This is a genomic window from Paenibacillus sp. OV219 (genome assembly GCF_900110075.1).
Lineage (GTDB): Bacteria > Bacillota > Bacilli > Paenibacillales > Paenibacillaceae > Paenibacillus_Z.
The window spans coordinates 783,318-802,423 of sequence record NZ_FOCJ01000001.1 but is presented as its reverse complement, the minus strand read 5'-3'; the positions used below and the strand labels follow the sequence as shown (position 1 = coordinate 802,423).

At 50.1% G+C, this 19,106-nt stretch carries 17 protein-coding genes; 4 read left to right on the top strand and 13 right to left on the bottom strand.

Translation table 11 applies throughout. From position 1 onward, the window contains the following. Window positions 1-62: 62 nt before the first annotated feature. From BMY11_RS03510 to BMY11_RS03495, 4 genes are all read right to left on the bottom strand, one after another. Window positions 63-1,937 carry a helicase-associated domain-containing protein gene (locus BMY11_RS03510; protein WP_090573061.1) on the bottom strand — a complete coding sequence of 625 codons (1,875 nt, stop codon included), beginning with the start codon at window positions 1,935-1,937 and terminating at the stop codon, window positions 63-65. After that, window positions 1,934-3,673, bottom strand: a complete 1,740-nt coding sequence (locus tag BMY11_RS03505; protein ID WP_256217321.1) for a DNA repair helicase XPB — start codon at window positions 3,671-3,673, stop codon at window positions 1,934-1,936. Before BMY11_RS03505 ends, BMY11_RS03510 begins: the two co-directional genes overlap by 4 nt. A 131-nt stretch (window positions 3,674-3,804) precedes the next feature. Further along, window positions 3,805-4,254, bottom strand: coding sequence for a CBS domain-containing protein (locus BMY11_RS03500; protein ID WP_256217288.1), 450 nt, complete (start codon window positions 4,252-4,254; stop codon window positions 3,805-3,807). A 102-nt stretch (window positions 4,255-4,356) separates the two neighbouring features. Then, window positions 4,357-5,556, bottom strand: a complete 1,200-nt coding sequence (locus tag BMY11_RS03495) for an amidohydrolase (protein ID WP_371262751.1) — start codon at window positions 5,554-5,556, stop codon at window positions 4,357-4,359. Between the two features lie 225 nt (window positions 5,557-5,781). Between BMY11_RS03495 and BMY11_RS03490 the strand changes: the two genes are divergently transcribed. After that, window positions 5,782-6,126, top strand: coding sequence for a YugN family protein (locus tag BMY11_RS03490; protein ID WP_090573059.1), 345 nt, complete (start codon window positions 5,782-5,784; stop codon window positions 6,124-6,126). Between the two features lie 24 nt (window positions 6,127-6,150). Further along, window positions 6,151-7,365 carry a putative lipid II flippase FtsW gene (gene ftsW / locus BMY11_RS03485; protein ID WP_090573058.1) on the top strand — a complete coding sequence of 405 codons (1,215 nt, stop codon included), beginning with the start codon at window positions 6,151-6,153 and terminating at the stop codon, window positions 7,363-7,365. A gap of 51 nt (window positions 7,366-7,416) precedes the next feature. Here ftsW and BMY11_RS03480 read toward each other — a convergent pair whose 3' ends face one another. Then, entirely contained in the window at window positions 7,417-7,797 is a 381-nt protein-coding gene (locus tag BMY11_RS03480) for an Asp23/Gls24 family envelope stress response protein (RefSeq protein WP_090573057.1), read from the bottom strand. A 164-nt stretch (window positions 7,798-7,961) separates the two neighbouring features. Here BMY11_RS03480 and cax point away from each other — a divergent pair, with 164 nt between their 5' ends. After that, complete coding sequence (cax, locus tag BMY11_RS03475) at window positions 7,962-9,023, top strand: calcium/proton exchanger (protein WP_090573056.1); 1,062 nt, start codon at window positions 7,962-7,964, stop codon at window positions 9,021-9,023. A gap of 127 nt (window positions 9,024-9,150) precedes the next feature. On the opposite strand, the gene BMY11_RS03470 is transcribed toward cax, so the two are convergent. The 5 genes from BMY11_RS03470 to BMY11_RS03450 form a co-directional block, all read right to left on the bottom strand. Then, entirely contained in the window at window positions 9,151-9,432 is a 282-nt protein-coding gene (locus tag BMY11_RS03470) for an Fpa/YlaN family protein (RefSeq protein ID WP_090573055.1), read from the bottom strand. A 141-nt stretch (window positions 9,433-9,573) separates the two neighbouring features. Beyond that, window positions 9,574-9,813, bottom strand: coding sequence for an HPr family phosphocarrier protein (locus tag BMY11_RS03465; RefSeq protein WP_090573054.1), 240 nt, complete (start codon window positions 9,811-9,813; stop codon window positions 9,574-9,576). 77 nt (window positions 9,814-9,890) lie between these two features. After that, window positions 9,891-11,006, bottom strand: coding sequence for an aminopeptidase (locus tag BMY11_RS03460; RefSeq protein ID WP_090573053.1), 1,116 nt, complete (start codon window positions 11,004-11,006; stop codon window positions 9,891-9,893). 71 nt (window positions 11,007-11,077) lie between these two features. Beyond that, complete coding sequence (locus BMY11_RS03455) at window positions 11,078-11,818, bottom strand: hypothetical protein (protein WP_090573052.1); 741 nt, start codon at window positions 11,816-11,818, stop codon at window positions 11,078-11,080. Between the two features lie 157 nt (window positions 11,819-11,975). Continuing rightward, a complete protein-coding gene (locus BMY11_RS03450; protein ID WP_090573051.1) occupies window positions 11,976-13,832 on the bottom strand; it encodes a sensor domain-containing diguanylate cyclase in 1,857 nt (618 codons plus the stop codon). A 355-nt stretch (window positions 13,833-14,187) separates the two neighbouring features. Here BMY11_RS03450 and rpsD point away from each other — a divergent pair, with 355 nt between their 5' ends. Continuing rightward, complete coding sequence (gene rpsD, locus BMY11_RS03445; protein WP_090573050.1) at window positions 14,188-14,787, top strand: 30S ribosomal protein S4; 600 nt, start codon at window positions 14,188-14,190, stop codon at window positions 14,785-14,787. A 52-nt stretch (window positions 14,788-14,839) separates the two neighbouring features. On the opposite strand, the gene BMY11_RS03440 is transcribed toward rpsD, so the two are convergent. From BMY11_RS03440 to BMY11_RS03430, 3 genes are all read right to left on the bottom strand, one after another. Then, complete coding sequence (locus BMY11_RS03440) at window positions 14,840-16,810, bottom strand: glycoside hydrolase family 127 protein (RefSeq protein WP_090573049.1); 1,971 nt, start codon at window positions 16,808-16,810, stop codon at window positions 14,840-14,842. Window positions 16,811-16,969: 159 nt separating this feature from the next. Further along, window positions 16,970-18,517 (bottom strand): flotillin family protein, encoded by a 1,548-nt coding sequence (locus tag BMY11_RS03435; protein ID WP_090573514.1) that lies wholly within the window; start codon window positions 18,515-18,517, stop codon window positions 16,970-16,972. A 29-nt stretch (window positions 18,518-18,546) separates the two neighbouring features. Further along, window positions 18,547-19,098, bottom strand: a complete 552-nt coding sequence (locus BMY11_RS03430) for an NfeD family membrane protein (RefSeq protein WP_256217287.1) — start codon at window positions 19,096-19,098, stop codon at window positions 18,547-18,549. Between the last annotated feature and the right edge of the window lie 8 nt (window positions 19,099-19,106).

The following is a 19,106-nucleotide window of genomic DNA, read 5'->3' as shown; positions in this document are numbered from 1 at the left end:
GGCTGGCGCCTACTTCCAACATCATATCATAACGATAGATAAGAAGAAACGGGAGAACCTAATTATTGAGCGTTATGGAACGTACCTTCCGGCAGCACGAGCATCATTTCCTGCCACATGTCCGGTTGAAGCTTGATGGGCAGGCAGCTGCCTCCCTCCTGCAAATAGCCAATAACCGCCCATTTATCATCTTCATCGACGATTCGTTCAGGAATAAAAGGCTTGATTTGGCCTTCACAGCTTAGTTTAACCGCCGCTCGCCAGCTTAACGCCTGTTCCATCAGTTCCCTTCGCGTTGACAGATGATAGCTGCGGAATTGTTTCATCCACATCGCTGGAACGGATTCAATGCCTGCAAACAATGAACGGACTGCCTTGTGTTCAATGATGATCTCATAGGATTGGCTTCCAAGTACTAGAAGAGATGGCTCGCACTCGCTCGGATTTGAACCATGCAACGTAACGGATACCGGTTCTGGAACAGGTGCTAGCACCGCAGTATGAGCGCTCATCCCGATAGAAATCGCTGCCCTCATCGTCTCCGGTAAAGGCTCATCTGCAGCAGCTTCCAGCATATGAATCACCTCACCTGTACCTATCCCCTGTTCAGCGGTACGCTTGTAACTGCGCTCCGTCATCCGGTAGACGGTAACACGATCCGTCCTGCGCCGCTCCGCAATGAGTTCGAGCTGCCATCTGACTGAATAAGGGCAATCCTCTTGTACGTAGATATCACCGTCTGGCGTGAATTGAATTGCAGCCGCTTCGAAGCGCCTGATGACTTCCTCGTCGTTGGCTTTGTCGTTGTGGTTGTCGTCCTCGTCCTCGTTATCGCAATCGTTGTCGTTGTCGTTGGCTTTGTCGTTGACATCGTCGCGTACACCAAGCTCGATCGGTTGAAGCAACCATCGAAACACAGCAGCCCCGAACTCGTCCTCCGCAACTTCCATATAGCCTAAGGTGCGAAGCAGCTGGCACCATACCGCAATTGTTGATTGTGGCGGCTTTGTTAAGACAGCGCTGCTTGCACGGTCCAGCCGCGCTTCCACATCGGCGGCTCTGTACCAGATATATGCTTCCGATTGCGTAAACAACTGGGCTGCGCCAACTGCAGCAGCAGCGTTCCGGCTGCTGAGCAGCTCAATGATCTGCAGAAGCAACCTCTCTTCACGTTTAGGAGCTCGCTGCTCTAGCCAATTCTCCCAACCCGCTTGGTTTATATAATAGGCGGATGCTCGTTCGATGAGCCACCCCTCTTGCACGGCGAGCTGAAGCATAATCGCTAGCGGCAGCGGATACAGCTGCGCAGCGTCCGCCTGCGTCAGCTCTGCAACGCCAAGCAGCCGCTCATTGTCGTAATGCAGCTGGGCCGTAGCACTTTCGATTGCGCGCTTCGCGAGCACACCTCGCGTCGTCCGCTTCATCCCCGTATGCTGTAGAGCAGCCATCGCATGAAGCAGCTGAACGCTTAATGGCGGTACATAGCCGACACTCCCATCTATCGGAACAATATCATAGGAATCTATCTCCGGCATTGCAGGCAACCTTTTCCGATCTTGCATGGCATGAAACCAGACCGTATACAGATCACTCGGGACTCCGTACAGTTTCTCGCCCCAACCTCTACGTACAGCGAACACGATGCCTGCTTCTTGCAGGTGAAGCAGTCCAATTCGCAGCTCGGACCCTGCGAGCCGCGGTTTCGCTGCCTGAAGGAGCTGCTCCTCGCTGAACAGCGAGTGTCCGAACCCGAGCAGGATCACTTCAAGCACATAATGATCCGGATCATTCAGCCTTAGCCATACTTCTCTCGCGCATGTACTCGTTATCAGCGATATCGGCCATATGAATTCGTTCATTCCGTTCCACAAAGGATGTGCTTCAAATTGAAGCTTCTGCTCTTCAGTCAGCTTTCCTGCAATCTCATCAAGCTTCACTGTGCTGCCTCCCGGCTCACTTCGTCATCCTCATAAGACAATTCATCCTTCATCTCATCCCACTCGCGCAGGTTATACCGATAGCCTTGCTCAAGTAAGAAAAGCTGGCGTCTACTCGCATACTCCGTTTCCTTCGTATGATCAGAAACAACCGTATAAAACCACGCTCGATTGTCACCAGATTTCGGTCTCAGAATGCGCCCAATTCGCTGAGCCTCTTCCTGTCTAGAACCGTAGCTGCCCGATACTTGTATCGCAACGGCTGCGTCTGGCAAATCAACGGCGAAATTCGCAACCTTCGAGACGACAAGCACCGGTATTTCACCCGCCTTAAACTGCTCGTATAGCTTCGCCCGCTCCTCATGAGGCAGCTCGCCAGTCAAGATCGGCGCCTGCAGTTCCTCTGCGAGCCGGTGCAGCTGTGTTAGATATTGACCAATGACAAGTGCAGGTTTGCCTACATGATAACGCAGCAGCTCGCGTACGACCTCGATCTTGGCGGAATTCTCGCCTGCTACACGCACCTTCGTCTTTTCTTCTGCAGCGACATAGCCTTCAAGCTCCTCATGCGCGAGCGGCAGCCGGATTTCCGTACAAGTCAGCGAGGCGATGTACTTCCGCTGCTCCAGCGTCTTCCACGGCAAGTCGAAGCGCTTCGGTCCAATCAGCGAGAAGACGTCCTCTTCCCGCCCATCCTCACGGACTAGCGTTGCCGTAAGGCCCAGTCGCCTTGTCGCTTGCAAATCTGCCGTCATCCGAAAAACAGGCGCTGGCAGCAGATGCACCTCATCATATACAATTAGTCCCCAGTTCCGCTCCTGAAAAAGTCGCATATGGCTGTATTCGTCGGTCTTCTGCCTGCGGCTCGTCAATATTTGATAGGTCGCAATCGTTACCGGCTTAACGTCCTTCGAATCTGCCGCATAGGTGCCGATTTTATCTTCCGTCAGCGTCGTCTTATCGAGAAGCTCTGCCTTCCATTGCTGCACGGAGGTCACATTCGATGTCAGTATAAGCGTGTCACAGCGCAGCCTTGCAAGCGCCGCAATGCCAATAACCGTCTTGCCTGCTCCGCAAGGGAGGACAAGCACACCGCTGCCGCCGTCAGCCTGTCCCTCTAGATAAAATAAATTAACAGCCCGCAGCTGATAATCACGCAGCTCGAACGATCTTCCTGCCGCTGTCCGCTCTGTTAAAGAGACATCAAGCGCTTCACCATGCCGGTAGCCCGCCAAATCTAGCACCGGATAGCCGAGACGGGTCAGCTCCTGCTTCAGCAGCCCTCTTGCTTCAGGACGGACGATGAGGCTTCCTTCACCAAGATGGTCAGCTCCGCGCAACAGCTCACTGATCGTCTTATTCGCCCGAAGCGTACTTAGCAGCTCTTCCTCACCGAGCAGCATCAGCATGCCTTCTGCGGTCAGCTGAAGCATCAGCTTGCCATAACGCTCTGCAAGCTTTCGAATGCCGCTCGTCACCTGGAGCGGCAGCTCGTAGCAGCTATTCTCGCCAAGCGCCCGAATCATTTCTTTCGGCATCATGCCCGCCGAAGCGGCGTTCCAAATCGACATTGGTGTAATACGGTACGTATGGATATGTCCGGGTCGCTTCGTTAAATCAGCGAAGCGGCTCAGCTGCACGCGGGCGACCTCCGCATCTGCGTGCCGGTCATCCAGCAGTACAGTAAAGTCTGCCTGTACGCATAAGGGCTTGTCTTCACGTTTCATCACCCGCATCATCCCCCTGAATCGCAAGCATTTTATCCATAGTTGTCCTAATGTGCCTATGATTCAAGTATCCAATGAAAGCTACAAAATTATGCAAAAAAATACGCGATCCAGCCGGAAAAGGCTAAATCGCGTTCCTCTTAGTGTACCGTTTGATGCTGTATATCCCCGCCATGCTGCTGCGAAATGCTGCTTAGCGCATCGCCCGCTTCGTTCACGAATATTTCGCGCACGGCCAAATCTCCAATCGAAACGATGCCAACAAGATTGCCATCCTGCACAACGGGGAGGCGCCTGATCTGGTGATCGGCCATCATTCGAGCCGCATCATCGACGGTCGTATTCGAATCAATCGTTCGAATATCGGTCGTAATGACTTCAGAAACCGCTGTCGAACCTGAATGCTTCTCCGCATAGCCGCGGACGACCAAATCCCGGTCCGTCACGATTCCGATCAGCTTCTGTCCGTCAACGATCGGCACAAAACCAATATCATGGTCCCTCATCAGAACAGCAAGCTCATACACGTTATCGAGCAGTGTGGCTGTCACACAGTTCGTGGACATCAGATCTTTCACAAGTCTCGTCACTTGACTATTGCTCCCTTCTTAATGAAGTAGCCGCACGACGTTTGCAGCATTGCTTCATCCGTTAGGTTAGCCTTGACGTGACTCCCTCATGCATCAATAGCCTCAAGCGCAAGAAGTAGCTTCCGACGCATAATCATCCGCCATTGCAATCATCAGCTTGGCAGCACGCAGCATCGCTCGCTCATCAATATCGAAGCGCGGATGGTGATGTGGGTATGTCGCACCGCATGCTTCACCGCCTGCTCCGACGAACATGAAGCATCCGGGAACCTCTCGAAGATAATACGTGAAATCTTCACCTGCCATAATAAGCGGCGATTCCGATACACAAGCATCCCCGAATTCGGAAGGCGCGACCTTGAAGAAACGTGCTGCTTCATTCGCATCATTCACCACCGGCGGATACCCGTCCCGATATTCAAAAGTCGCAGTAGCGCCGTACATCGCCGCCGTTTGGCTCACAATGACCGACAGCCTCTCCTTAATAAAGGCGCGAACCTCTTCCGTGAACGTTCTAACCGTCCCTACCATCCTGCATCGCTCTGCGATGACATTTGCAGTCGAACCCGCTTGAAATGAACCGATGGATACAACTGCTGGATCAAGCGGATTGACATTGCGGCTTACGACAGATTGAATAGCCTGTACCATTGCCGAGCCGACCAAGATCGCATCAATAGTCTCATGCGGCAGTCCACCATGTCCGCCTTTTCCAGTAATATCAATGTAGATCTCATCCGGCGCAGCCATGAACGGTCCTGGCCTCGTTGCCGCCGTTCCATAAGGCATCGGCGTCCATAGATGCACGCCATAGATCGCATCGACGCCATCAAGCGCGCCTGCTTCGATCATGCTCTTCGCACCCCCTGGCGACACTTCCTCCGCTGGCTGGAAGATCAGCCTACGCTCACCGGTAATTGCTTCTTTATTCGCGTTATAGTAGCTCGCAATCGCGAGCATCGTCGATGTATGCGCATCATGCCCGCATGCATGCATGACACCTGGAACGGTCGAGATATAGTCTGTTTTCTTCTCGTCCTGAATCGGCAAGGCGTCGATATCGCAACGCAGCCCTACGACTGGACCAGGCTTTCCACCTTTAATCGTCGCAATCAGCCCGTAGCCTCCGCCAACACCTACTTGCACATCAATGCCCATTTCCTTCAGACGCTCGGCGATCCAGCGCGAAGTTTCCTCTTCATGAAATGAAACCTCCGGATGCTGATGCAAATAACGGCGCCACTGCACCATTTGAGGGTATATAGTTTGCAGCTGTGCTTCTGTTGTTGCTGTATTATCCACGCTAACAAACCTCCTTGCGCCCTAATGACTTTATCTCCCTATTGTAGCAGACTGATAGAAGATACCGAAAGATACGTTTTGGTTAAATAATGGGAACATTTTTCGATAAAATGTCACTTTTGGCGCATGGTTGTCGCACGAGGAAGGCTTGCACTAGCAGGTGAAAAATACTATCATGGATAAGAAGAAAACCTGTTTTGAAGCTTGAAGGAGGACGCACCCCACATGATTATTGAGAATACAGGCCTGAATGGCATGACTAGTGACCTTGCGCATCTTGACGAGTCCTCGGAGAAGCTTGGCTTCGTCCGCTGGCAATGGGAATATTATCGCGCTACTTATGATTTGAAGCTGGAAGACCGCACTAACCGCGAAGATTACTTCCTGCGCTTCAATGTCCGCGCAATTGAGGGCAAGCTGGAATCATCGCACGCTGTGCTTCAAGTGGAATCCGTCTATATCGGACGCGCTACATTCCCGCACGGCTTGGATTATGAGTCGCCAGTACCTCAAGCGATTCTTAACTCTGCTAATCAACGTCTGCAAGAATTGAAGAAATTGCTTGCTTAATGGGCGATGAGTCCACAACAACCAATGAAACAGAAGAATAACGGCCTGCGCGGCAGGCCGGATTTCTTATTACTCGTTCTTACGCTGCTGCTCGTCGGCTTCGGCCTTGTAATGGTATTCAGCGCCAGCTCGAACACAGCGGTCATTTCCAAAAGCTCCAATTTTGATGCCTTGTATTTCACGAAGCGCCAGTTAATTTGGGCCGTTATGGGCATCGTCTCCATGTTCGTCATCATGAACATACCCTATACGGTTTTTAAAAAAGGGTTCATCCTCTACTTTATCCCCGTTCTGATTATGCTCATTCTTGTTCCTTTCATAGGGAAAGAATTGAACGGCGCACGCAGCTGGTTTGGCGTCGGTTCTCTTGGCATACAACCGACTGAATTTGCAAAGCTTGGACTTATCCTTTATTTAGGCTCTTTGATCTCCAAGAAAGGCGATAACTTTCGGGATTTCAAGAAAGGCCTCGTTCCCGTCTTCATCATCATCGGTTTCATCTGCGGGCTTATTATGATGCAGCCCGATCTTGGCGCATGTATCGTCATTGGTGCTTGTTCGCTTATTATTATCGTTGCAGGCGGCGCCAACCTGAAGCAGCTGTTTCTCGCAGGCATTATTATTTCGTCACTTGTTGGTGCATGGGCCAGCATCTCCATCATGAAGGATCCAACGGGCTGGGAATACCGGATTAACCGATTTACCGCGTTTATGGATCCGACATCGGACGAGCAGAACAGCACCTATCAGCTTTCTCGCTCCCTGCAGGCGCTTGGACATGGCAGCATTACCGGCGCAGGCTTCGGACACAGCGTCCAGAAGCTGCACTACTTGCCTTATGCGTACAGTGATTTTATCTTCTCCGTCATAGCCGAAGAATTCGGATTTATTGGAAGCTTGCTGTTCCTGCTCTTCTATCTGTTCTTCCTGTGGCGAGGTTTACTTGTCGCACTGAGGTGCCCGGACACGTATGGCACCATAGTCGGCGTCGGCATTATCGGGTTGTTTGCGGTACAAGCACTCGTCAATATCGGCGGCGTAACTGGCGCGATTCCGCTTACTGGGGTCACGCTCCCGTTCATCAGCCACGGCGGTTCGTCACTGATCGTTTCCTTGCTTGGCATGGGCGTGTTGCTCAGCATTTCGCGCGAGTACAATCGCCCGGAGAAGCCGCAGCAATCACGAACAACTGCCAAACACACCCAAACCTTACGACCGCAGCACTCTGCTCGTAAATAAACAAAAGGCATGCTCATATGAGCATGCCTTTTGACATTTGGACCGAGCTGATTACTTCAGACGCGCAGCTTCTTCTGGTGCTTCATCTTCCTTGAAGGCAACGCCTTCTACCTTAATGTTGACCTCAACTACATGCAGGCCTGTCATATTCGTTACCGTCTCGCGGACATTCTCCTGCAATTGGCGGCATACTTCCTGAATCGGGATGCCATATTTCACAATAATGCGCAGATCGATTGCCGCTTCCAACTGGCCAACCTCAACAGATACGCCTTTTTGTGCGTTTTTTCCGCTCAGACGCTTTGCTAATCCTTCAGAGATCCCTCCGGACATCGCAGCAATACCTGGAGTTTCAAGTGCAGCCAATCCCGCGATCGTGGCAACTACGTCGTCGGAAATACGAATAATGCCTGTTTGAAGTTCTTCTGTCATGCCACTCACTCCTTGTTCACCTTATGTTTCCATTGTAATAGAACGCAACTTTTGAATCAAGGTATCGTTACGATGAGACGACAAGTTTACACAACACCCATTTTCAGCTATAGTGTTAACAGATTTCCATTTTCATCAAAATGCTTAAGAGAGGTGCTGCTTCGTTGAACCAGAAATTGTTTTTCACATTGCTTCTATCTTTATTTGTACTCAGCGGTATAAGCCATTACGCCCACTTCGGAACGATTATTGAATTTATTATTTCCGCAGCTGCGATTCTGTTCGTCGCCGGTTTTCTCGGAAAAGCGACAGAGAGCGTGGCACACTATGCGGGACAACGGCTCGGCGGATTCTTGAACGCCACGTTCGGTAACGCAGCTGAGCTCATTATCGCCATCTTCCTTGTACGCGAAGGCTTATTCGATATGGTTAAAGCGAGCATCACCGGCTCCATCATCGGTAACCTGCTGCTTGTTCTTGGTGCCAGCGTCCTGCTAGGTGGCCTGAAATATAAAGAGCAACGCTTCAATGTACAGCTTGCCAGCCATAACTCTTCCTTGATGATTCTAGCCGTTATCGCGCTTGGCATTCCGGCAATCTTTATCTCCACACAGCATTTCACGACGCACAAGACGAATATGCTTAGCTTAACGATTGCTGGCATTCTGATTGTCGCCTACATACTGTGGCTCATCTTCTCGATGGTGACACACAAAGATATTTTGGCCGACGAAGAAGAAACGACGCCAGATCATGGCGAAGAACCTGCCTGGTCCAAAGGCAAGTCGATTATGTATCTCGTCTTGGCTACCCTGATGACCGCGTTTGTCTCTGAATGGCTAGTTAGCACATTGCACTCGTTCACAGCCAAGTTCGGGCTCTCAGAAGTGTTCGTCGGTGCATTCCTCATTGCCATTGTCGGTAACGCCGCAGAGCACAGTGCAGCCGTTATGCTAGCGATGAAGAACAAGATCGGCGCTGCAGTTGAAATCGCGGTTGGAAGCAGCCTTCAGATCGCGCTATTCGTTGCACCAGTCCTTATTCTTGTCAGTGCACTGTTCGGAAAGACGATGGACATCGTCTTCAGCCCGATTGAGCTTGCGGCCATCGGCGTATCCGTCTTTATCGCCAAGTCGATCTCGAAGGACGGCACGACGAACTGGTACGAAGGCGCGCTTCTCCTCATCGTCTATCTTATCCTCGGCATCTCGTTCTATCTCGTGTAGACGAGTCGAACCAACGATATAACAAAGACGCTCCCTCGTATGAGGGAGCGTCTTTGTTATAATATCAGAACGTATAAAATTTATGTATTCTTTATACTTATCTGATACCATCGCACTATTTAAGCGGTTAGTTGCCTAGTGCTTCATAGAGCTGTGCCAAGTTCCGCTCGAGTTTGCTAATCATCTCTTTGCCTGCCACTTCAGAAATAAGTCCTGCTCGAACTGCAAAATCGATTTCTTTGGAAAAACCGTATATTTGAGTGTCCAGCACTTCTTCGTATAGCGGACATTTTCTCGTTGCCAAATTTTCCATTTGCACTTCGATTAACTTCTCGATTTTATTGGCATCCTCGTGAAGGAGATTGATCGCTTTTTGATGCAGGTGAATAAGAACATCGGATGAAGACATCGTACTCCTCCTTCTGCGCTACTTACGAAACATTTTATAATCTTATATTAGTCGAAATGAACGTAATGTACAAGGTCAAACGAAAAAAGCGCCCCGCTGATTATTCAGCAAAGGCGCTTCCAGGTTCACTATAGCAGCTTACTATTCAATAACTTTAACATTCAAATTATGTTTCGCGAACACTTCAGAGAGAGCAGCTTTCGCTTCTTCTGCATCTGAGCCGTGAACGTGAAGCTCGTAGGAAAGTCCGCCGACCAATGTTGTGAAAAGACCGAGAATACTCTTAACGTCAATGTATTTATTCTCGGCTTGAAGTACGATGGATGATACGAATTTATTAGCCGTTTGGGAAATATCTACGATTGCCGCGTTATTGGACATGGGAATCCCTCCATAATTTAGTTAGAATCGCTAACTTCCTCATCATAACCCGATTTAAAGTCACATACAAGACTTATTTACATCAAACTATCAGGGTTGAGCCCAGCCAATTCTGGAATGACGAACAAGCCGTCTTTACGGATCAGACGATCATCGAAGTACACTTCTCCGCCGCCATATTCCGGTCTTTGAATAAGGACAAGATCCCAGTGAACCGCTGAACGGTTTCCGTTATCTGTCTCTTCATAAGCTTGGCCTGGCGTGAAGTGCAAGCTGCCGGAAATTTTCTCATCGAACAAAATATCTTTCATTGGGTGCAAAATGTACGGGTTGAAGCCAAGGCTGAATTCACCGATATAACGAGCACCTTCATCGGTATCTAGAATTTCATTCAGCTTCTCGGTATTGTTGCTTGTCGCTTCCACGATTTTGCCGTCCTTGAACGTGAACTTGATGTTCTCAAACGTAATACCGGAATATACCGAAGGCGCATTGTATGTAATTGTGCCTTGTACGGATTCTTTGATCGGACAACTGAACACTTCGCCGTCTGGGATGTTGCGTTCTCCGGAGCATTTACTTGCGCCAATACCTTTAATCGAGAACGACAAATCCGTGCCTGGCGATACGATGCGGACTTTGTCTGTCTTCGCCATCAGCTCAGCCAGTGGGTCTTGTGCTTTATCCATCTTCGCATAGTCGAGATTACATACATCGAAGTAGAAGTCTTCAAAAGCTTCTGTGCTCATGTTTGCAAGCTGCGCCATGGAATCATTCGGGTAACGAAGCACAACCCATTTGGTATGTTTTACGCGCTGCTCAGAGTGAATTGGATGACGGTAATGCTTCTCATAAAGACGCATTTTGTCGCTTGGCACGTCAGCAAGGGAATTAATATTCTCACCGGAACGGATCGCGATATAGCCTTGCATCGCTTTCATACGATCCAAATCGAATGATGCCCACAGCTTGATTTGTTCTTCTGTCGCGTTCATCAGCATCGAACGAAGCACCGAACGGTCGCTTGTTTCTACAAAGGGGCGTCCGCCTGCTTTAGCCACTTCTTCAACGATACATTTTGCAAGTTCACGCTCTGAGCCAATCATATCAATGAGGACATTCTCTCCAGGCTGTACATTGATGGAGTATCCAACTAAGTTCTGAGCAAGCTTCTGCATACGGGGATCACGCATGGTTAATAAAACCTCCAAAGTTTAAGAATTTCAATTCTATCCTACCATTTTTTTGACTCGGATGCACGAAGCTATAGATTGCCCCCGCCCTGGCGCATGAACTTGACCAGCGTCTTCCGCGATTCCTGTTGCTGCGCGCCTTCCGCCTTGTAGCGGAGTACTGTCTGCTCCTCCAGTTGAAGTGGCAGCAGCTTGTTCCGGTCGATGATCAGCCGGTAATTCGACTGTACGCGCAGTGTGGACAGCATCACCTCGAGCTGGCTCTTCGACTTCGTAAGCTCCTCTTGCCATGCCTTCTCAAGCTCTGTCTTCTTGCTCGCAGCAACCGCTTGTTTACTCTTCATCGTGGCACTAATGGCGGCAGGCACCTTCTGCTCCAACACGCTGAACTCACTGCGCAGCTTACTGCGCCAGTTCTCGCTCACAAGCTTCTCATTCGCCTTGATGTGCAGCACAGCAGTCCGGGTACCAGACTCTGATTCGACGAGTTCTGTTGTTTGTGCAGTCTTCTGCACTTCAGTGAGCAGTTCGAGTGGGCGTACATTTGAACTCAACGTGTCGTTCTCACTTGCTTTCAGCTGAACCTGATTATGATTTTCGACAGTACCTTCGAACGAAGTCGCTTTGCTCTCAGCCGCACTACTGCCAAAGCCAATGCCGGTCTTTCCTGTAAAAGCATACCGATCAACACCAGATAAGCCAGACACCGAGAGGGAGAGCAGCTCCTGCGGTGATTTATTGTCAGCTGCTTTGCCACATCCAGACAGCATAAGCAGGACACAGCCAAAGGTTACTATTCGCATCTTTCTCATCTGAGATCCCTCCTCATATTACTTTGCTTGTAGCGTCTGTAGCCTAGCTTCGCTTTATGCAAGTGTAAACGGCTAACGCCATCCTGACAGAAAAAGGTTACGTTTCGACAAAAAAACGGAAGCACCTGAGGCGCTCCCGTTCTCTGCTCTATATCCGTTAACCAATGACGATGCAGTTGCGGCCCTTCTTTTTCGCTTCATATAAGGCCACGTCCGCTTTATTGAAAAGGGATTCTACACTAATTTTCTCATCCTCAAACGTCCACTCCGACAAGCCGCATGAAACCGTTACAACCGGGGTCGTATGAAGCTCCACCATGCTGCGAATTCGTTCCGCAATCCGATAAGCCTGTGCTGTACGTATCTTAGGCAAGTATACGGCAAGCTCCTCGCCACCCCATCTTGCTGCAATATCGCTATCACGGATACATGCTCGGATCACTTCGCTTACCGTCACCAAGATGCTATCGCCATGCAAATGACCGTAAGTGTCATTCACTTTCTTAAAATGATCAATATCTACAAGTACGAGTGAGCCGTAGGGATCTTTGCGCTGCATAATTTGAATGTTCTCGTTCAAATAATGACGTGCATACAAGCCGGTCAGATTATCGGTAATGACCATTCGGCGTACCTCCGCATGCAAGGACGCATTGGAGATTGCAAGCCCGATATGCGTTGACAGCACTTGCAGCAGCTTGTAGTTCTCATAGGAGAAATAATTCGCATTCTGATGTGAGACCATAATAACGCCAACGACGTCTGATCCAGCCATTAAAGGCGCGGCGATAAGCGATCTTGAGCCGGTCGCGTCCATCAGCTTTGAATCGACGATGCGCGTGGACCAATAATCGGCAATAATGAGTGGTTCTTTCGTGCTGTATACCATTCCGCAAAATCCGTATCTTGTGGAATACGACTCATTCGCCTCTTGCGGCAAGTTGCTCGCGACAACTTGAAACTTTCCATCATTATTTAATTGCAAAATATTGCAGTAATCCGCCTTAAATATAGAAAGCAGCTCACTGACGGCAAACTCAAACACTTCGCTTAGCCGCAGCGATTGATTAAGCCGCTTCGTTAATTCGTTTATAAGCTGGAGCTCACTAATTAGCAAATTAGATTGCTCGAACAGTTTTGCGTTCTCGAATGCCGAGCCTGCCGTATCTGCAAGCATGATCAATGCGTCCAGCTCGGACTCGTCCCATCGTTCAACCTGCATACCGATGCTTAGAACGCCGTACACAGCTTGTTTGCCGCACATGGGAACAGCGAGCTTGATCTTGCCCTGCTCGTCCTCCATTTGATTCGGCAAGCCTGTCAGGAACGCCTTCGCATTCAGGTCTTCCAACGCGTGCCGCAGAAGTAGTGGCTTTACCCGTGGATCCACATTTACATGGTCTTGGGAAAGATACAGCTGAAATTCGGCGTACGGGTATAGCTGTGCGAAGTCTTCCAGAAGCACTTGAAGGACGCTGGAGACGTCATTCTGATCATGGAGACGCTTGGCAATGAGGAACAAGACGTCGCGGCTGCTTTCGTCAAGCATGCGCCTCTGGTGCTGCATAAGCAGCTGCGCGGCTTGGTCCAGATCATACCGGTGATAGAAGATTTGTCTGATGTGCAGCGCTGCAGCATGCAAGAGGGCGATCACTTCATCGCTCATTTCCTGCTTCTTGAAACGTAGCAGGCCAAGCAGCTGAGTATCGTCTGATCGCATCGTAATCTTCACTTCTATGACTGGATGCGATGCGACTGGATTGGCTTGCCCTGTTTGCATGAGCGGTTGGCCGTCAGCCTGGCATAATTCCAAATAAGAATGGAGGAGCGGCGAGCGTGTCTGCTGCGTCTCTTCCAGCCATTGTTGGAAGCACTCCTTCAGCAATTCGTTAATGTTATACTCGTCCCTTTCACGTACATCTCTTTGAAAGAGCTCTCGATTAGGCTGCTGCACTTTGCTGTGTGTCACATTTTTCGATACGATCTTCCACTGTGAGTCACTGTTTCTTGCCATAAGCAGCCACCTCTTTGTTGTCAGTCATGACCATTCTATTACTATACCCGATTAGTAGAGTAAATGCACGATTACCAGAGCTCGTTCAGTAGGACTTACAACCTAAAGATGAATGTTATAAATTGTCCTACACTTTTATAACGCAAACCGCTTGACTTTGCCCCCTGAATTTATATAATATTTATAGTTGAATACATGGGAACGGTTTTGTGTCACCCTCAAGAGACTGTCGCTAATATGCCTGCGGCTGAACATGCATATTAGGCCTTCATTGTTCATACAATGCGGCAATCGACAGCACTCGGCGAAACACCCATTTTCAAACATCCCATTTGAAGAAGGAGTTTTACGACACATGTCAAGATATACAGGTCCTAAATTTAAACTTAGCCGTCGCCTCGGCATCTCCCTTAGCGGTACAGGTAAAGAATTGAAACGTGCTTTCCCTCCAGGTCAACACGGTCCTGGCCAACGTAAAAAAATGAGCGGTTACGGTATCCAATTGCAAGAGAAGCAAAAGCTTCGTCACATGTACGGAATGAACGAGAAACAATTCCGTAACTTGTTCGATAAAGCTTCGAAGCTGAAAGGTATTGCCGGTGAAAACTTCATGGCCCTTCTTGAGAGCCGTTTGGACAACCTGGTTTACCGTCTTGGTTTCGCAAACTCCCGTGCAGGTGCTCGTCAATTGGTATCCCACGGTCACGTTACAGTAAACGGCAAGAAAGTCGACATCGCTTCTTACACAGTAGCACTCGGCGATGTAATCGGTCTGCGTGAGCGCAGCCGTGAACAGAAATCCGTTAAAGAAGCTTTGGCTGGCCGCAACTTCCTGCCAAACTACCTGGAATTCAACGATGCAGCTGTTGAAGGCAAGTTCCTTCGTCTTCCAGATCGCGCTGAGCTTCCACAAGAGATCGACGAGAAGCAAATCGTCGAGTTCTACAGCCGTTAATAAATCAAGCGATCCAGAGCATTTGCTCCGGATCGCTTTTTTTGTGTGGATATTATGAAATCGTCGTTTCCTTATTCAACCACACTGACATATCCCCAGCTTCACGATTCGCCCATGCAAAATACGGAATAGCCGTGAAGTTTACATTCGTAAACTTGGAGCTGCCGGAGCGATATAGCGTATTCGTCCAGCCTTCTGTCGACCGCACCGCCGCTTTGCCGTTCAGCAGAACCATCGGAACACCGCCTATTTCCCCCATCTGATGCTCATACTGAGGATTGCGAAGCACTGTCAGATCAAAAACATTGACGCCGGCATTATCCTCAGCTTCCACACAATATACAATCGGCCCGCGCATAATCGCAATTTTGCCACAATCTTCTGTGACAAGCGGATTGGCTTCAAGCTCGGTGATCTTCATCGGGAAGTTCAGAACAACGGTACCCCCAGCAATCAGCGCTGCAGGAACATATACATATCCGCGTGCCATGACCACGCCCTGTGCGATCGTTTCGTTGTCGTAGACGACCGTACCATCAATCGTAACGCTTGGCGTTGTACACCAGCCCGGTATACGGAAGGCAACAACCGAACTCGGCGCCTGCTCTGCGTACACTTTAACTGTAACCGTCTCCGTCCAAGGATAGTTGGTCTCCTGTGAGATTTGCAATGTACCAGAAGCTAACTGTACATCCGCCTTACTTTGCGCATATTGACTTACATAAACGGTATCGTTCTCTGTCGCGTAGACATATTCTCCAAGCGCTCCGATGAAGCGTAGAATGTTCGGAGGGCAGCAGGAGCATTCAAATACGCGTTCGCGCCGATAATGCGGGAATAGCAGGCGCTTATCGTTAATGCCACGCGAGAAGTCGTTGTATGCTGGCGAGGATTCCAAGGCGTTATCGTAGAAAAAGCCTGTCCCGTCCAACGACAATCCAACCAATGCGCCATTAAACATTTGTAGCTCTACGATATCGGTAAAACGCGCATCAGGCTCCATAGAGAACATCCGTTGTGCGAAAAATGCCATTGCGATGGAAGCGCAGGTTTCTGCGTAAGACCCGGCATTCGGAAGTGTAAACGCCGCTCCGATCGCTTCGCCGTAACGATCCGCACTTACTCCGCCTGTTACGTACATTTTGCGAAGCGTTGCATCGTTCCAGAGACGCAAGCAAGCGTCGTACAGCTCCTTATCATCATACTCTCTGGAGAGATCCGCCATGGACGAATAGTAGTACATCGCCCTTACGGCATGACCTGCCGCAGCTGGCAGCTGACGAGCCGGCGCATCGTCCTGCGCGTAGCTGTCATTATAGTGAACGTAGCATCGCACCTTTGGATCGGCTGGTGGGGTACCGTTTGGCACCGAGAACACGCGCTCCTTCGGATCTAATCCGCGAGAATCAACGAAGTGCTTCGATAGCTCCAGATAACGTTCATCTTCAGTTGCCTGCCAGAGCCGAACGAGAGCAAGCTCAATCTCCTGATGACCGCAAGTGGTGTACTTAGCTGTTCCGTTGATTACAAAAGCATCTTCAATGCAATCGGCGAAACGGGTCATAACATTAAGGAAGCGCTCACTTCCTGTGGAATAATAATGGGCGACTGCTGCCTCTATCATGTGACCTGCTGTGTAGAGCTCATGCGCACTACGGTCTGTGAAGATGTTGTTTGGTTCAAGCGTTAAGAAGAACGAGTTGAAGTAACCAGACTCATGCTGGCCTTTCTCAATGAGATCTATGATGTTCTCAAGCTTCTGACTCAGCTCTTCATTAGGATGATAGTACAAAATATAAGCAGCGCCTTCCATCCACTTCGCCACATCCGAATCCCAAAATTCATGCGGTTTGTCTGGTTTACCTTCCTGCCATTCGAGACTCATCGCGTGGATTCGACCCGTTTCGTAGAAGCGATTGTATACGGCATTCACGGTGGAGCTAGAATTAGTCTGTTGCCATGTCCCCCAGAAGCCTTCGCTGAAGGAAACATTTTTCCATGGTACTTGCGTAAGTTTGTTCATCTTCGGGTTAATCTCCTTCTTCTGCTAGCAAATTTTAGTAGGGTTGCTCCTATGAAAGCATAACTGCATTGGCAATATTTCGTCGAGATCACTTGCAAAAAAAGCGATCCGAAGCTGAGTGCTTCGAATCGCTTCTGAGCTAGCCTAACAAATCGTCAATTAACTTGTTTGATCAGGCTTAATCACATTCACTGCTGCTGTCACAGGTGCCGAAGACACACTGTCAGGCAACAAAGCCGCCGCTGCCGCCGTACCCGCAGCAGTCTTCGAAGTCAGCCCTCTAACGAACGCGTTCAAATCAATGCCCGACACGCTCTTCAGCATCTCTGGCGCAGTCGCCATAAGTGTCGTGACATAGTTGCTTACGCGAGCAGCACCTTCGCCGTGACCAGTATCGACGACAGTCAGCTTATCAATCGCGCTAATTGGCTCCGCAATTTTACCGGCAAGCTCCGGCAGCATCTTCACGACGATATCGAGAACAGCCGCTTCGCCGAACAATTCAAATGCTCTTGCGAGCTTCTCCTTCGCTTCCGCTTCCGCAAGACCGCGCAGCCGGATGACATCCGCCTCTGCTGTACCTCTTGCCCGTTCCGAATCTGCAATCGCGAGACCATCCAGCCGCTTCTGCTCGGCATTCGCCTTCGCTTCTGTCTCGATCTTGTACTGCGCCGCATCCGCCTCGCGCATCCGCTTCGACTTGTCGGCTTCCGCCGCCTGCTCTACCGCATAGCGGTCTGCATCCGCCTTCTTTTTCACTTCCGCATCATACTGCTTCTCGCGGCGTAAAATTTCCTTGCCTTCAAGGTCGATCTCACGCTCTTTACGGACGAGCTCAACCTGCATCTGCTGCTCAACGACTTGCTGCTTCGCACGCGCTTCTTGTATCGCATACGCCTGGTCCGCTTCCGCCTTCGCCGAATCCTGCTCCTTCTTAAAGGACGCCACCTTCAGCTCCTTCGTTTTGGACGCTTCCGCGATATTCGTGTCGCGGAGCAGCTCTGCCTTCAAGCCTTCTTCCTCTGCTCTGGCCTTCTGGATCCGCGAATCCCGAACGGCCTCAGCCTCTGCAATGTCAGCGTCCCGCTTAACAGCTGCAATTCGCGGCTTACCGAGCGCATCGAGGTAACCGTGCTTATCGCGCAAATCCTTGATTGTGAACGAGACGATCTGCAGTCCCATTTTCTTGAGGTCACGCGCTGCAACGCCTTGTACCTCTTGAGCGAACTTATCACGGTTCCGATACACTTCTTCAACGGTCATAGAGCCAAGAATTGCGCGCAAATGCCCTTCTAATACTTCCTGTGCCTCGCCTTTCAGCGCCTCCGTCGGCTTTCCGAGGAACTGCTCTGCAGCTGTAGCGACATCCTCGACTGCGCCGCCGATCTTGATGATCGCTACGCCGTCACAGATTACAGGAACGCCTTGCTCGGTGTACACCTCAGGCGTCGTGACATCCAGCTTATGCGACAATAAGGACAGGAAGTCAGACTTCTGAAACACGGGCAGGATGAAGGCGCCACCGCCCCTAACGACTTTGATTTTACGTCCTGTCTCGTCGACAGTCGCGTTCTTTATGCCAAGAAAAGAGCCGGTAACGATCATAGCTTTGTCTGGTCCGACCGTACGGTATCTCGCCCAGAAGGCAAGAGCGAGCACGATCAGAACGCCAACCACAATGGCTGGAATAACGTAGTAATCTGGAATCAAGTGAAAATCCCCTCTCTTGTCAGTAATTACAGCTCTAGCTTGGAAACTTGGAGCGTATGTCCGTCAACGGCAACGGCAACGACGACGACCCGTTCACCATTCGGAATCTGATCGCCATCCACGCTCGAGGCAATGTGATTTGTAAGTCCCGCCCCGACTTTAATGAGCACTTCGCCGAAGCCTTTCCCCGGAATGGTAATGCTGACTTCTCCGATCTTACCAGTCAATTCCTTTATCGAATAACTGGTCGAGTTCTCGCTGCGAGCCATAGGACGTACGTAGAAGAAAAACATACCGACAGCTCCGACAGCTCCGATGAGGATAGCAGTGAGGATCACAAGTGCAGCAGGTAATGAAGTGTGATGCTCAAGCAGCAGCCCTGCACCGCCGAAGACGGTAATGCCGCTAACGACTGTGGTCGGCTGCACTACGGGGTATCCATCCAACGATAAGAAATCGAGCATCCCGTCAAGAGAAGCGCTCAGCCAGTCGCCAATAATAACGCTCACGATGGTGAACAAGATGCCTAAAGTCAAACAGCCGATAAATAATCCTTCCAGCGCCCTCCCTCCCTTCAATTATCACA

Excerpts from the sequence above, each read along its gene's own strand:
- BMY11_RS03505 (WP_256217321.1), bottom strand. The coding sequence starts at position 3,673 with ATGCGGGTGATGAAACGTGAAGACAAGCCCTTATGCGTACAGGCAGAC.
- BMY11_RS03490 (WP_090573059.1), top strand. The coding sequence starts at position 5,782 with ATGATTATTGAGAATACAGGCCTGAATGGCATGACTAGTGACCTTGCG.
- ftsW (WP_090573058.1), top strand. The coding sequence starts at position 6,151 with ATGAAACAGAAGAATAACGGCCTGCGCGGCAGGCCGGATTTCTTATTA.
- BMY11_RS03480 (WP_090573057.1), bottom strand. The coding sequence starts at position 7,797 with ATGACAGAAGAACTTCAAACAGGCATTATTCGTATTTCCGACGACGTA.
- BMY11_RS03470 (WP_090573055.1), bottom strand. The coding sequence starts at position 9,432 with ATGTCTTCATCCGATGTTCTTATTCACCTGCATCAAAAAGCGATCAAT.
- BMY11_RS03465 (WP_090573054.1), bottom strand. The coding sequence starts at position 9,813 with ATGTCCAATAACGCGGCAATCGTAGATATTTCCCAAACGGCTAATAAA.
- BMY11_RS03460 (WP_090573053.1), bottom strand. The coding sequence starts at position 11,006 with ATGCGTGATCCCCGTATGCAGAAGCTTGCTCAGAACTTAGTTGGATAC.
- BMY11_RS03455 (WP_090573052.1), bottom strand. The coding sequence starts at position 11,818 with ATGAGAAAGATGCGAATAGTAACCTTTGGCTGTGTCCTGCTTATGCTG.
- BMY11_RS03450 (WP_090573051.1), bottom strand. The coding sequence starts at position 13,832 with ATGGCAAGAAACAGTGACTCACAGTGGAAGATCGTATCGAAAAATGTG.
- rpsD (WP_090573050.1), top strand. The coding sequence starts at position 14,188 with ATGTCAAGATATACAGGTCCTAAATTTAAACTTAGCCGTCGCCTCGGC.
- BMY11_RS03440 (WP_090573049.1), bottom strand. The coding sequence starts at position 16,810 with ATGAACAAACTTACGCAAGTACCATGGAAAAATGTTTCCTTCAGCGAA.